At 68.6% G+C, this 12,026-nt stretch carries 12 protein-coding genes and 1 tRNA gene; 4 read left to right on the forward strand and 9 right to left on the reverse strand.

All coding sequences use genetic code 11. From position 1 onward, the window contains the following. Positions 1–6 precede the first annotated feature (6 nt). Complete coding sequence (locus TU34_RS13980; RefSeq protein WP_045823584.1) at positions 7–780, reverse strand: fructosamine kinase family protein; 774 nt, start codon at positions 778–780, stop codon at positions 7–9. Between the two features lie 40 nt (positions 781–820). On the opposite strand from TU34_RS13980, the gene nadE reads away from it, so the two are divergent. After that, complete coding sequence (gene nadE / locus TU34_RS13985) at positions 821–1,651, forward strand: ammonia-dependent NAD(+) synthetase (RefSeq protein ID WP_045823515.1); 831 nt, start codon at positions 821–823, stop codon at positions 1,649–1,651. Here the strand turns inward: nadE and TU34_RS13990 are convergent. From TU34_RS13990 to TU34_RS14005, 4 genes are all read right to left on the reverse strand, one after another. Beyond that, a complete protein-coding gene (locus tag TU34_RS13990) occupies positions 1,637–2,554 on the reverse strand; it encodes an SDR family oxidoreductase (protein WP_045823516.1) in 918 nt (305 codons plus the stop codon). The two genes, nadE and TU34_RS13990, sit on opposite strands and share 15 nt — an antisense overlap. 28 nt (positions 2,555–2,582) lie before the next feature. Further along, complete coding sequence (locus TU34_RS13995; protein ID WP_238981311.1) at positions 2,583–3,713, reverse strand: N-acetylmuramoyl-L-alanine amidase; 1,131 nt, start codon at positions 3,711–3,713, stop codon at positions 2,583–2,585. A gap of 214 nt (positions 3,714–3,927) precedes the next feature. Next, positions 3,928–4,188: a DUF3253 domain-containing protein gene (locus tag TU34_RS14000; RefSeq protein WP_045823517.1), complete on the reverse strand. Its 261-nt coding sequence runs from the start codon at positions 4,186–4,188 to the stop codon at positions 3,928–3,930. After that, entirely contained in the window at positions 4,185–5,225 is a 1,041-nt protein-coding gene (locus TU34_RS14005; protein WP_045823518.1) for a CobW family GTP-binding protein, read from the reverse strand. The genes TU34_RS14000 and TU34_RS14005 overlap by 4 nt, the downstream gene beginning before the upstream one ends. An 80-nt stretch (positions 5,226–5,305) precedes the next feature. Between TU34_RS14005 and TU34_RS14010 the strand changes: the two genes are divergently transcribed. Further along, positions 5,306–5,848, forward strand: a complete 543-nt coding sequence (locus TU34_RS14010) for a DUF4190 domain-containing protein (protein WP_052688936.1) — start codon at positions 5,306–5,308, stop codon at positions 5,846–5,848. A gap of 110 nt (positions 5,849–5,958) precedes the next feature. On the opposite strand, the gene TU34_RS14015 is transcribed toward TU34_RS14010, so the two are convergent. Beyond that, on the reverse strand, positions 5,959–7,350 hold the full coding sequence (locus TU34_RS14015) for a DEAD/DEAH box helicase (protein WP_045823519.1): 1,392 nt from the start codon (positions 7,348–7,350) through the stop codon (positions 5,959–5,961). A gap of 475 nt (positions 7,351–7,825) precedes the next feature. Here TU34_RS14015 and TU34_RS14020 point away from each other — a divergent pair, with 475 nt between their 5' ends. Beyond that, positions 7,826–8,167, forward strand: coding sequence for a histone-like nucleoid-structuring protein Lsr2 (locus tag TU34_RS14020; protein ID WP_045823520.1), 342 nt, complete (start codon positions 7,826–7,828; stop codon positions 8,165–8,167). A gap of 280 nt (positions 8,168–8,447) precedes the next feature. On the opposite strand, the gene TU34_RS14025 is transcribed toward TU34_RS14020, so the two are convergent. From TU34_RS14025 to pgm, 3 genes are all read right to left on the reverse strand, one after another. Further along, positions 8,448–8,520, reverse strand: a tRNA-Ala gene (locus TU34_RS14025). 110 nt (positions 8,521–8,630) lie between these two features. Then, complete coding sequence (locus TU34_RS14030) at positions 8,631–9,377, reverse strand: DsbA family protein (protein ID WP_045823521.1); 747 nt, start codon at positions 9,375–9,377, stop codon at positions 8,631–8,633. A gap of 91 nt (positions 9,378–9,468) precedes the next feature. Continuing rightward, the gene (pgm, locus tag TU34_RS14035) at positions 9,469–11,109 is read right to left on the reverse strand and encodes a phosphoglucomutase (alpha-D-glucose-1,6-bisphosphate-dependent) (RefSeq protein ID WP_045823522.1); all 1,641 of its coding nucleotides are present in this window, start codon (positions 11,107–11,109) and stop codon (positions 9,469–9,471) included. Positions 11,110–11,278: 169 nt separating this feature from the next. Between pgm and TU34_RS14040 the strand changes: the two genes are divergently transcribed. Beyond that, a complete protein-coding gene (locus TU34_RS14040; RefSeq protein WP_052688937.1) occupies positions 11,279–11,857 on the forward strand; it encodes an alpha/beta hydrolase in 579 nt (192 codons plus the stop codon). Positions 11,858–12,026: the final 169 nt, after the last annotated feature.

The raw sequence follows: 12,026 nt of genomic DNA on the forward strand, positions 1-12,026 counted from the left end.
TCGTGCTCACGACGTGAGCACCGCACGCGCCGCCTCGCCCAGCGCACGCCCGTAACCCGGCCCGTGCCCGGCGGCATGGACCGCGAGCGGGTGCATCTGGTGCAACGCGACCCGGTCGCGCCACCCCGCCCGCAGCGGATGCACCTGCTGATAGCCCTCGAGGATCGTCTCGAGCAGCGGGCACCCGAACAGCGACAGCATCGCCAGATCGGTCTCGCGATGACCCCCGTGCGCGGCCGGATCGATCATGACGACACCGTCGGGCGTCCACATGACGTTGCCGTTCCACAGGTCGCCGTGCAGACGCGCCGGGGTCTCGTCGTCGTCGAGGTCTCCCGAGGCGATGAGCTCGCAGGCCGCCCGCGTGTCCCGCTCGTCGGCGGCGGTGAGGTTGCCCGCCTCGACGGCGATGTCGAGGAAATCGGCCACCCGTTGGGTCGCGTAGAACTCACCCCACGATCGGGCGGGACGGCACGCCATCGGGCGGCTGCCGATGAACACCTGCCCCTCGAAACCGTCCGGCTTCGCTCCGAACGACACCGCTCCCGCATCGTGGACCGCCGCCAGTGCACGGCCGAACCGCTGCGCCGCGTCGCGGTCGGGTCGCGCCTGCGACAGGCGCAACAGCACGATCCGATCCCGCGCCACCTCCATCACCTCGACCACGGGCGCTCCGGCAGACCCGAGCCAGCGCAGTCCCGCGGCCTCGGCGGCGAAGAAGTCCGGGTGGGCGTCGGGGCGGGTCTTGGTGTGCACCGACGCCGGGTGATCTGCGTTCACGACCTCAGCGTGCCACGCCGACACTGGTTACCATGAAGTGATGCGGCCTCTCCAGAAGTCCATCATCGCCGAACTCGAGGTACTCCCCGAGATCGACCCCGACGCCGAGATCAGGCGCCGCGTCGATTTCCTCACGGGATACCTCGCAGCGAGCGGCGCAGCCGGTTTCGTGCTGGGAATCAGTGGCGGACAGGACAGTTCACTGGCCGGAAAACTGTGCCAACAGGCCGTCGAGGAGATCCGCGCCGGCGGTGGCGAGGCCACCTTCGTGGCGGTCCGCCTGCCCTACGGCGAGCAGGCCGACGAATCCGACGCACAGATAGCCCTGCGTTTCATCGAGCCCGACCGCACGGTCGTCACCAACATCAAACCCGGCTCCGACGCGATCGGTTCGGTCGCGGGCGACGCCCTCGGCGAACCGTTGCGAGACTTCGTGCGCGGCAACATCAAGGCGCGCGTGCGCATGGTGACCCAGTACGCCCTCGCCGGGCAGGACTCGCTGCTGGTGGTGGGCACCGACCACGCCGCCGAGGCGGTCAGCGGGTTCTTCACCAAGTTCGGCGACGGTGGTGTCGACCTCACCCCCCTGACGGGACTGAGCAAGCGGCAGGGCGCGCAGATCCTGCGCCACCTCGGAGCGCCGGACTCGGTGACCGCGAAGGTCCCGACCGCCGACCTCGAGGACGACCGCCCGGCCCTGCCTGACGAGGAGGCGCTGGGCGTGACCTACGCCCAGATCGACGACTACCTCGAGGGCCACGACGTGCCCGACGACGTCGCCGAGACCATCGAAGGACTGTTCGTCCGCACGCGCCACAAGCGGACCGTCCCGGTCACACCGTTCGACACGTGGTGGTCAGCGCCGCACTGACCGGTCGCCCCGCGGCGCCGATGTCGCGGTGACGCGGGCGAGTCGATCGAACTGGTCGTTGGCGATCCGCATGCCGATCTCGTAGGGCCACGCGAACTTTCGCGACAACCAGTATCCGAGGCGGATGTCGGTCGAGGTGTAGACCATCCATCGGTTTCCGGTGACGCCGGCGATGATCGCCTCGGCCGCACGCTCGGGTGTCACCGCGCGCTTCTCGAAACGACGCACGGCGGCCACGATCCGGGGATCGCTGGTGTCGACGCCGGCGATGTCGACGGTGCCGACCAGCGGTGTGGCCACCGCTCCGGGACACACCAGCGAGACGCCGATCCCGTGGCGGCGAAGGTCGAAGCGCAGGACCTCCGAGACGCCCCGGATGCCGAACTTGCTGGCGCTGTAGGCGGCGTGCCACGGCAGTGCCATGAGGCCCGCAGCCGACGACACGTTGACGAGATGACCACCCGATCCGCGTCGGACCATCTGCGGCACAAAGCATTCGATGATGTGGATGGGACCCATCAGGTTGATGTCCACCATCTTGCGCCACGTCTCGTGGCGGAGATTCTCCACCGTCCCCCACGCCGAGACCCCGGCGATGTTCATCACCACGTCCATCGTGCCGTGGTCGGCCTCGACCGCCGAGGCGAACGCGCTCACCCACTCGTGATCGCTGACGTCACCGGGCTGCGAGAACAGGACACGTCCGCCGCGTCCGGTGATCTCGGAGACCGTATCGGCCAGGCGGGGTCCGTCGATGTCGGTGAGGACCATCCGCGCACCGGCATCGGCCGCGGCGATCGCAGTGGCCTTACCGATCCCGCTCGCCGCACCGGTGACGAGAACCGCACGTCCGGCGAGGGTCGGAACGGGCGTGCGCATGACAAGCAGATCCCGGACGCTCATGGGCCCAGCCTATCGGCACCGATGGGCGTCAGAAGGGGAGCTTGCCGCCGAAGATCGAGTAGATCACCGACAGCAGCGACTTCAGGATCTGCGACGACGCGTCCTGTCCCTGGCCCTGCAACAGGGTGAGGATCGCGGTCGGGTCCTTGCTGTCGATGAGCTGACCGATGAGCGGGACGATCGCCTGCAGGCCGCTGAGATCGATGCCGTTGGCATTCGGAGCGGCCGGCGTCTCGCCGGTGGAGGGCGAATTCTGGCTTCCTTGAGGGAGACTCGGGCTCAACCGGTTGGCCGACGGGGTGGACAGCAGGTACTTGACGATGCCGTCGATGATGGCCACCGCGTATTTGACCTGACCCGACTTCGCGGCCAGGGCGTCGGCCTCCTGCGGGTTCGAGAGGTTGCCCATCTCGATGAACACCGCCGGGACCTTCGTGAGGTTGACCGCGGCGATGTCGGCGCGGGTCTGGATGCCGTTGACGACACCGGCGTAGTTGGCGCCGGGGAAGCCGGCCTTCAGGAACGCGTCGCGCATCAGGTTCGCCGCGGTGCGACCGGTGGTCGCCTGCACGGCGCTGACCGTGGCGTCGGGCACCGGGAGCTGCGGCACGATGATGTGGAAGCCCTTCTTGGCCGGGTCGGCGGCCGCGGAGGTCGAATCGGCGTGCACGCTCACCGCGACGTCGGCCTTCGACGCGTTCGCCGCGGCGGCGCGCTCGTCGACGCAGCCGCCCCACCCGGTGTCATCGGGACGACTGAGCACGACCTTCGCGCCCTGGCTCTCGAGGCCCGCCTTCACCAGTGACACCACGTCCCAGTTCACGGTGTGCTCGGCGGCCTTGTTCACGCCGGTCGCACCGGTGGTCTGGCAGTCCTTCTTACCGCCGCGTCCGTCGGAGACCTGCTTGCGCAGGTCGTGACCGGCCGCCGAACCCTGATGTCCGGGGTCGAGGAAGACGGTCTTGCCGGCGAGTGCATCCTTCTTCTCGGGCGCGGGTGCTGCCGGGGCCGGCGCCGGGCTCGAGGGCACCGGGGCGGGTGTGGCCGGGGCCGCCGACGCGATGGACGGTACGCAGATCATGCTCGCGGTGATCATCACGGCGGCCGCACCGATCGCCGAACGTCGGGTGCGGGTGAGCTGGCGGGGGGAAGAGATCATGGGCGGGTGCGCAGCGACTCGAACACGGTCGACTGCGGCGCTCCTCTCGTCGATCACGGTTGCCGACGGCACGTATGAGTCACACGTGCCACATCAGTAACAGTGAACCAGTAGTCGAGAGTTACTCCCCCACCCGTTCGGCGACACCGGGTTTTCGTTGCCCGGACGTGACCGAGACGATGCACGATCGTTGGCCGGAGGCGAGGGATCGGCGTCAGTCGCGCGGTCGGCGGATGCGGATCGGACCGCGCGCGGTCGTCGGGTCGACGACCTCACCGCGCTGGGTGATCTGGACCTCGCCGGCCTCCATCAGCCGCGTCGCGGCCTGCCGAACCGGCTCCATCAGCGGTCGCCAGTCGTCCGGTCGCACCGCGCGGGCGACGTCGGACGGACAGATCGACGACGTGACGGCGCGACGGTCGAGCAGGTCGCGGATCGCCTGCTCGAGGTCCGGTTCCCCATCCGCCGAACTCACGACGCCCGCCTGCGTGGTGCGCGGTAGCGGGTGACGGCGAGCATCGACTGCCGGTCGACCGGATCGTCGCCGCGGACCACCGCCGCGAGGTCGCGGCGGACCGCGTCGACGTCGAGCCCGGACCCGATGACGATCAGGTCGGTCGACCGCGGGTGGTCGGCGGGCATGTCGGCCACGGTGACGTGGCCGCCGACGGCGTGGACCGAGAAGGCGCCGCGGTGGCCCGCGACATCGAAGTGCGTCACGCCCTTCACCCGGTAGGTCCCGGCCGGCGGGCGCTCGAGGAAGACCGCGAGTCGACGGGGATCGAGCGGGTCGTCGACGGTCAGCGCGACGGACTGGTAGCCGTCGTGGAGGTGCCCGTGGTCGTGGGCGGTGTCGTCGAGGAGGTCGGCGAGCTCGAGCTGTCGCGGGCCTGTGTCGGCGGCGCGTTCGACCGGGTCGAACAGCATGGCCGCGTCGACGGCGGCGTGATCGGTCACGTGGAATGCCGCCGTGGGGTTCAGTTGCCGGAGTGAGGTCCTCACGCCGGCGAGCACCTCGGCCGCGACGCGGTCGGACTTGTTGACCAGGACGAGGTCGGCGATCGCGATGTGACGGTCGATCTCGGGGTGGCGGGCCCGCGTCTGCTCGATGTGTTCGGCATCGACCAGATAGATCAGACCGCCGTAGGCGATCCGGGGGCCGGCGGCGGCGGTCACCATCCGCACGAGCGTCGTCGGTTCGGCGAGTCCACTGGCCTCGATGACGACGGCGTCGAGTCCGGCCGTCGGCGCCACCAGGCCGGCCAGCACGGTCTCGAGGGAATCGGCGTCGACGGTGCAGCAGATGCACCCGTTGCCCAGAGTGACCGCGCCGTCGACGGCACCGGCGACCAACAGGGCGTCGATCGACACCGCCCCGAAGTCGTTGACCACCACACCGATTCGGCGACCGTCAGCGGTCCGCAGCACATGGTTGAGCAGTGTGGTCTTGCCGGCGCCGAGGAATCCCGCGACCACGATCACCGGGACGGCCCGGTTCCTCTGCGCGCTCACAGGGTCGAGGATACAAACGACATCGGCCGTATGCTCGCAGGCACCAAACCAGGTCATCCACGACGTCCGAGGAGGACGACATGACATATCCGCCCTCCGACCCCGGGTCCGACGACGCGACGTATCGCCCGTCGCTGGACAAGCAGCCCGACGCCGGTCGCGACGAGCAGACGACCGAGCAACCCGGATACGGATATCCGCCACCTCCGCCGACCGGATACGGCTATCCGCAGAACCCCGGTGCCGGCCAACCGAACCCCGCCTACGGGCAGTCCCCCTACGGCCGGCCGTACGCGGGAACGCCGTATCCGCAGGCCGGTGGCGGCGCCCCGGCGTACCTGAACCCCTATGGGGCACCGATGGGGACGACGACCAACGGCAAGGCGATCGCCGCGCTCGTCTGCGGCATCGCGTCGTTTCTCACGTGCCTGCTGTTCGTCGGCATCCCGGCGGTCATCCTCGGCAACATCGCGATCGCGGAGATCGACGCCTCGCAGGGGTCGCAGGAGGGCCGCGGCATGGCGGTGGCCGGTCGTGTGCTCGGGTGGGTCGCGATCGCGTTGACGATCATCGTGCTCGTCATCGTGTTGATCGCACTGATCGCGGCGTCGTCGAGCGCCTGAGCGCAGCGTCGTCGAGCGCCTGAGCGCGACGACCCGCTGACGCAGACGACGAACGCCCGGACCCTTGCGGGGCCGGGCGTTCGTCATGCGATCTGTTCGCGGACGATCGATCAGGCGGTACGGGCGTGATCGGGGCGACGCGAGCCCGATCCGCCGCCGTGCGACGACGCCGACCGACGGCCACGGCCACCGGCCGAGGAACCGCCGCCGCCGCCACCGCGACGACCGGAGCCACCGCGGGCGCCGTTGCGCGCCGCGCCGCCCTGACGGGGACCGCGACCGGCCGCGACCTGGGTCCGGATCGGCTCGGGGGTCGGTGCGATGCGCTCGGCGATGTCGCCCACGAGGTCGGTGACCGCGGCCGACGACGCGGTGACGCGACTCGGGGCGACGTCGATCGCGGCCCGCTTGAGCAGGCGACGCAGGTCGGCGCGCTGCTCGGGCAGGGCGATGGTGACCACGTCACCGGCGTTGCCGGCGCGCGCGGTACGACCCGAGCGGTGCAGGTAGGCCTTGTGCTCGGCCGGCGGGTCGACGTGGATGACGAGCTCGACGTCGTCGACGTGGACACCGCGGGCGGCGACGTCGGTCGCGACGAGCACCTTCACCGAACCCTCACCGAACGCGGCGAGGTTCCGGTCGCGCTGTGGCTGCGAGAGGTTCCCGTGCAGGTCGACGGCCGGGATGCCTGCGCTGGTGAGCTTCTTCGCGAGCTTCTTGGCCTGGTGCTTGGTGCGCATGAAGAGGATCCGGCGACCGGTTCCCGACGCGAGCACCTCCACGAGGTCGTTCTTGGCGCCGGTGTCGGCGACCTCGAACACGTGGTGGGTCATCGCCGCGACGGGCGAGTTCGCCTCGTCGACCGAGTGCATCACCTGGTTGTGCATGAAGCGCTTGACGAGCTTGTCGACCCCGTTGTCGAGGGTGGCCGAGAACAGCAGACGCTGTCCGTTCGACGGCGTCTTCGACAGGATGCGGGTGACCGCGGGCAGGAAGCCCAGGTCGGCCATGTGGTCGGCCTCGTCGATGACGGTCAGCTCGACCTCGTCGAGGGTGAGGTGCCGCTGCTCGAGGAGATCCTCGAGGCGCCCCGGGCAGGCGACGACGATGTCGACGCCGCCGTTGAGGGCATCGACCTGGCGCTTCTGGTTGATGCCGCCGAAGATCGTGGTGGCGCGCATCCCGTAGACGGCGGCGAGGGGCTCGACGACCGCCGAGATCTGGGTGGCGAGTTCACGGGTCGGCGCGAGCACCAGGGCGCGCGGGCGGCCACGACGACGGGTGCCACCGGTGCCGTCGGCCGCGATGCGGGCGACGAGCGGGATCGAGAACGCGAGGGTCTTGCCGGACCCGGTCTTGCCGCGGCCGAGGACGTCGCGGCCGGCGAGGGTGTCCGGGAGGGTGTCGACCTGGATCGGGAACGCGGTGGTCTTCCCGTCGGCCGCGAGAGCGGCGACGATCGGGGCGGGCACGCCGAGCGTGCTGAATTCGGTGTTGCTCACAAAATGCCTTTCGGGCAGTGGACTCCACGGCGGCACAACGGTGCGCTGGTGCGCACATGAAGTCAGTGGCGAACACGCAGGTGTGCGCGTCCGTTCGCCGTACGAAGGAATCGACTCACCGAAGAATCGGCGGTGAAGAAGCGTTCTACGACGCAAGTCGCCCGGTGACGGGCGAAGCTTTCCTCACCACGATAGCCGACGATCGGCGCGCTCCGCGATCATCGGAGAGTCGCGTGCGACACACCGCGGCGATCTGCACTATTTGCAAGAACTGATCATTGGTCCAGCTTTTCCCCACCGATTCGTACGATTCGTACGCGCAAAGATCAATTGTTCCCGATCGTTGTCGCACACTTCTCCAGCAACATCTCGAACATCAGCGACGCGCGATAAAAGCAATTGATTGCCGAAATGATTGTTGTCATCTAATCTTTTCCATGACAGACCGAAGAACTTCGAAGGGATTCATCCGAGCATGGCCAAGAAGCAGATAGTTCAGTTCATTGACGACATCGACGGCAAGGTTCTGGACGAATTCGAAACGGTGCGGTGGTCACTCGACGGTCGCCAGTACGAATTCGACACATCGCCCAAACACGCACAGCAGTTCCGTGATTCCCTCGAGAAGTATGCAGAGGTGTCGCGTTCGGTCGCGGGTCGGCGAGCACTGAAGCGTCCGACCGCCACCGGGGGCGCCGCACGTTCCAAGGAGCAGACGCAGGCTATTCGCGACTGGGCCAACAGCAATGGCTACGAGGTCAGCAATCGGGGCCGTATCCCCATCGAGGTCGTCGAGGCCTTCGAAGCCGCCCACTGAGCAACACCGCAGACCGCGACCCGACGGCGATTGCCGTCGGCGCGCACATCGGCCATCCGGCATCGTCTCCCGATACGGATGGCCTTTTTGTTGCGTGGTTGTTCTCTGCGTGGACGTCGGTGATCGCCGACCGGCCGACAATGCGCATGAGTACTGCGCCCGCAATCTCAACAGACGATGAGACCGACCGAGCAGAGGAAAAAAAGAAACCCATCGACGGGCCACGCGGATGAACCGCGGCGTACGAGTGGTTGAATCCGACGACAAAGAGTCGGAGAAGTGGAGCTAAGGGGACTCGAACCCCTGACCCCCACACTGCCAGTGTGGTGCGCTACCAGCTGCGCCATAGCCCCGTGTTCAGTTGTGTACACGCACCGTTTCCGTCGCCGTTGCGTCCGTGAAGAAATTACACCACCGCGAGTCGGGCGACCAAATCCCCGCCCCGGCGCGACCGCCGGTCTGCTCAGCTCTGGGATTTGCCGTCGACGAGCTGCGCCACCCACTGCGGACCGTCGAGGATGCCGGAGACGGCCTGGCCACCGGAGAGCACCGTCGGAGTACCAGCCTGCCCGCCCAGGGCCTTGCTGAGCTGTGTGAGCGACTGTTGGGCCGAGGTGTCGGCCTCGGCGACGGCAGACCCGTTCGCGATGCACTGCTGGGTCTGTGTCGAGGCACCGACCGCGGCCGCCTTCTGTGCGAGTGCGGCGTTGTCGGGGTCGTCACCGCCCTCGGCGGGCTGCTCGTCGTAGAGCTTGGTGTGGTACTTCAGGAACGTGTCCTGGTCGCCTGCGCGCGCCACACACAGCGCCGCTCCCGCAGCCCTCGACGAGTAGTCACCCGAGCCGGAGTTGCGGTTGAGGAAGGTGAGCAGGTGGTAGCGGATCCGCAGGGTTCCCGCGTTCGCGGCGTCGACCATGGCCTGGCCCGACGACGCCTCGAACTGCTTGCAATACGGGCACTGGAAGTCCTCGAACACATCGATCGTGTGTGGCGCATCGGCCCGTCCGATGATGAGGCTCGCGTTCTGAGCGAGCACGTTCTGATCGGCACTGCCCTTGTCGCGCTGGCTGTTCCAGATGACACCGCCGATCACGACCACGGCGATGACGACCACCGCGACCGCGACCAGGAGGTACGTGCTGCGGCTGGATGTCGCGCTGGGCTTGTAGCTGGGACCCCGCTTGACCGGCGGCCGGTTGGGCTTGCTCATGCCCACACGATAGACAACGCCGACTGAGAAGAATCTGAGTCCTCGTCGACGACCGATCGGCACGAGTCGGCGGGGTCCCTCGGCGGACCGCTCAGGCCTGCAGCACCGAATCCACGAGCGCCTGGGCCTCGGACTGCACGGTGGCGAGATGGTCGGGACCGGTGAAGGATTCGGCGTAGATCTTGTACAGGTCCTCGGTGCCCGACGGTCGCGCGGCGAACCATGCGTTCTCGGTGACGACCTTGAGCCCACCGATCGCGGCGCCGTTGCCGGGCGCCTCGGTGAGTATCGCGGTGATCGGTTCACCGGCCAGCGACGTCGCCGACACCTGTGAGGCCGACAGTCCGGCGAGCACCGCCTTCTGCGCGCGGCTCGCCGGCGCGTCGATCCGCGCGTAGGACGGGCTGCCGAACTCTTCGACCATCTCCGCGTACCGCTGTGAAGGCGACTTCCCCGTCACGGCCAGGATCTCCGACGCCAGGAGCGCCATGATGATGCCGTCTTTGTCGGTCGACCACACACCGCCGTCGCGCTGCAGGAACGACGCGCCTGCGCTCTCCTCGCCGCCGAACGCGATGTCGCCGGAGATGAGTCCGGGGACGAACCACTTGAACCCGACGGGAACCTCCACGAGACGGCGGCCGATCGACGCGACGACGCGGTCGATCATCGACGAGCTCACGAGGGTCTTGCCGACCGCGGCCGAGGAACTCCAGTCGGGTCGGTGGGTGAACAGGTAGTCGATGGCCACGGCCAGGAAGTGGTTCGGGTTCATCAACCCGCCGTCGGGGGTGACGATGCCGTGCCGGTCGGCGTCGGCGTCGTTGCCGGTGGCGATGTCGTAGGTGTCGCGGACGGCGATGAGCGAGGCCATCGCGTTCGGCGACGAGCAGTCCATCCGGATCTTGCCGTCGGTGTCGAGGGTCATGAACCCGAACTGCGGGTCGACGGTCGGGTTGACGACGGTCAGCTCGGCCAGGCTGTACATGAAGCCGATCTCGGCCCAGTAGCCCACCGAGGCACCGCCGAGCGGGTCGGCGCCGATCCGCACCCCCGCCGAGCGGATCGCGTCCATGTCGACGACCTTCTTCAGGTTGTCGACATAGGTGGTGCTGTACGGGTACTTCACCACCAGGTCGCCGGCGACCGCGCGCTCGAACGGGGTACGCGGCACCGCGTCGACGCCCGAGCGCAGCAACTCGTTGGCCCGAGCAGCGATCCGGGAGGTGATGGTGGAGTCGGCCGGCCCCCCGTCGGGCGGGTTGTACTTGAACCCACCGTCGCGGGGCGGGTTGTGCGACGGCGTCACCACGATGCCGTCGGCCCGCGGACCGGTGCCCGCGTTGTGCACGATGATGGCGTGGCTCAACGCCGGTGTGGGGGTGTAGCGGTCGAGGTCGTCGACCATCACCGTCACCCCGGCCGCGACGAGGACCTCGATGGCCGTACGCCAGGCCGGCCGCGACAGGGCATGGGTGTCGAGCCCGATGAACAGCGGCCCGTCGATGCCCGCACCGCGCCGGTAGTCGACGATCGCCGCGGTGGTCGCGATGATGTGCGATTCGGTGAAGGCGGCGTCGAAGCTCGACCCGCGGTGGCCGGAGGTCCCGAACACGACCTGCTGCAGCGGATCGTCCGGGTCGGGAACCGTCGAGTAGTAGGCATCCTCGAGCGCGCTGACGTCGACGAGATCTTCGGGGAGTGCCGGTGTGCCGGCCCGCTCGTGCGCCATGGGGAGTCTGGTTCCTTCGCTCGTCGTCCGCGCGCGAACACAGCTGCGCTGGCGAGGATTCTGCCAAAGATCGCCACTCGGTAGTGTCGGCACACGGATACTGTCCGGCCAACGACAACCGGGGATGGTTGTGATCGTTCACGGTCGGGCGCACACGAGGGGGGCGGCGATGGCGCCGGAGGCGATCGTTCTGGTGCTGCCGGGAGGCACCGATGTCAGCTACGCGCCGTCGTCGTGGCGGTCGCCGTCGGCGCTGCGGATGTACCCGTTCACCGGCTCGATCGCCGCGCGGTTCGGCCGGCGGGTCGCGGTCCATCAGGTCCGCTATCGGGTCTACGGCTGGAACGGTCGACAGGACAGTCCGATGCCCTACGCACGTGCCGCGCTCGACCGCATGACGCAGCGTCACCCCGGTGTCCCCGTGCACCTCGTCGGGCACTCGATGGGTGGCCGGGTGGGCGCGCAGCTCGCCGCCGACGAGCGCGTCCACGGGCTCCTCGCACTGGCGCCGTGGTGGCAGTTCGCCGACTGGCGCCACATCCACGCCGGCGTCCGGGTGGTCGCGATGCACGGCACCGCCGACACCCGCACCTATCCCCACCGCACCGAACGCGGCGTCACCGAGCTGCGCGAACGAGGGATCGACGCGACGTACATCCCGGTCCCCGACGGCGGCCACGCGATGCTCGACCACCTGCTCTGGTGGCAGCGGACCGCGCTCGACTTCGTCACCGAGGCACTCGACTGACGCTTCTGCGGCACTCGACTGAGCCTTCTGCGGCACTCGACTGAGGCCTCTGCGGCACTCGACCGGGACTCCGAGGCGGGTGTCCGTCACCGACGACGCGCGGTGTGATCAGCCCCACCGGCGATGACCACGTTTCCTTCTCGGATTCACAGCATCCGGGCAGCTGACG

It is taken from the genome of Williamsia herbipolensis (genome assembly GCF_000964005.1).
GTDB lineage: Bacteria > Actinomycetota > Actinomycetes > Mycobacteriales > Mycobacteriaceae > Williamsia_A > Williamsia_A herbipolensis.

Excerpts from the sequence above, each read along its gene's own strand:
- nadE (WP_045823515.1), top strand. The coding sequence starts at position 821 with ATGCGGCCTCTCCAGAAGTCCATCATCGCCGAACTCGAGGTACTCCCC.
- TU34_RS13990 (WP_045823516.1), bottom strand. The coding sequence starts at position 2,554 with ATGAGCGTCCGGGATCTGCTTGTCATGCGCACGCCCGTTCCGACCCTC.
- TU34_RS13995 (WP_238981311.1), bottom strand. The coding sequence starts at position 3,713 with ATGATCTCTTCCCCCCGCCAGCTCACCCGCACCCGACGTTCGGCGATC.
- TU34_RS14010 (WP_052688936.1), top strand. The coding sequence starts at position 5,306 with ATGACATATCCGCCCTCCGACCCCGGGTCCGACGACGCGACGTATCGC.
- TU34_RS14020 (WP_045823520.1), top strand. The coding sequence starts at position 7,826 with ATGGCCAAGAAGCAGATAGTTCAGTTCATTGACGACATCGACGGCAAG.
- TU34_RS14030 (WP_045823521.1), bottom strand. The coding sequence starts at position 9,377 with ATGAGCAAGCCCAACCGGCCGCCGGTCAAGCGGGGTCCCAGCTACAAG.
- pgm (WP_045823522.1), bottom strand. The coding sequence starts at position 11,109 with ATGGCGCACGAGCGGGCCGGCACACCGGCACTCCCCGAAGATCTCGTC.
- TU34_RS14040 (WP_052688937.1), top strand. The coding sequence starts at position 11,279 with ATGGCGCCGGAGGCGATCGTTCTGGTGCTGCCGGGAGGCACCGATGTC.